This window comes from Rhizobacter sp. P2_H2 (assembly GCF_056403375.1).
Map to the genome: position 1 here is coordinate 1 of NZ_JBFUFP010001342.1, position 1,268 is coordinate 1,268.

The 1,268-nt window shown below is 73.1% G+C and carries 1 protein-coding gene; it reads left to right on the forward strand.

Annotated elements, in window-relative coordinates; all coding sequences use genetic code 11:
• A partial coding sequence (locus AC1D15_RS32920; RefSeq protein ID WP_477829372.1) for a methyl-accepting chemotaxis protein occupies nucleotides 1-1,213 on the forward strand: 1,213 nt, incomplete at its 5' end.
• Nucleotides 1,214-1,268 lie beyond the last annotated feature (55 nt).

The window sequence follows — 1,268 nt, forward strand, 5'->3', positions numbered from 1 at the left end:
GTTGCTGGGCCCGCAGCACGAAGCCGCGGTGCGCTTCCTCGAGGCCTCGCGCGCGGTGCTGAAGGCCACCACGACCGGTGACGCGCTCGCCGCGCAGGCCGCCCTGAAGTCGGCCGACGCGCTGTACCTGCAACACCGGGCCGGCGTCGATGCCACGGTCAAGGCCTCGACCACCTTTGCCGACGTGGCCTCGGCCAGCTTCGACGCCACGCTCACGCGCGTGGCCTGGTCGCAATGGAGCGTCTTTCTTGCGGCCACCGTGCTGCTGCTCGGCTTCGGCCGCTTCGCGTGGAAGTCGGTGTGGGGYCAGGTCGGCGGCGAACCGGCCGACGTGGCGGCGGTGGCCAACGCCGTCGCCGCCGGCGACCTGCGCCAGCGCGTGCCGCTGGCGGCCGGCGACGACACCAGCATCATGGCCGCGATGGCGGCGATGTGCGAGCGGCTGACGCAGGTGGTGGCCACCGTGCGGGCCAGCAGCGATTCGATCGCGACCGGCTCGCAGCAGATCGCGCGCGGCAACGCCGACCTGAGCCAGCGCACCGAGCTGCAGGCCGGCAACCTGCAGCAGACCGCCGCGTCGATGGAACAGCTGACCGGCGCGCTCAAAGCCAGCGCCGATGCGGCCCGCAGCGCAGCCCGGCTCGCCGCCGAGGCGGGCGCGGCCGCGAGCCAGGGCGGCGCGGCCGTGCAGCAGGTGGTGCACACGATGGACAGCATCGCCGAGGGCTCGCAGAAGATCGGCCAGATCGTCTCGGTGATCGATGGCATCGCCTTCCAGACCAACATCCTCGCGCTGAACGCGGCGGTGGAAGCGGCGCGTGCCGGCGAGCAGGGCCGCGGCTTCGCGGTGGTGGCCGGCGAGGTGCGCGCGCTGGCGCAGCGCAGCGCCGCGGCAGCCCGGGAGATCAAGGCGCTGATCGGCTCCAGCGTCGAGCGCGTGCAGGCCGGCGCCGAGCTGGTGAACAGCGCCGGGCGCCACATGGGCGGCATGGTCGAACAGGTGCAGCGCGTGGCCGGGCTGATCGCCGAGATGGGCCAGGCCAGCCAGCAGCAGACCGCGGGCGTCGACCAGCTGAACGCCACGGTGGCCGGGCTGGACGAGGCCACCCAGCGCAACGCCGCACTCGTCGAGCAATCGGCCGCTGCCGCCGACAGCCTGCATGTGCAGGCGCATCAACTGGTCGCGGCGGTCGGCATCTTCCGCCTGGCCTGATTCCGCCAAGGTAAGCTCCCCTTCCCCGCTCATCCGGGCGGACAGGGAGTTTCGA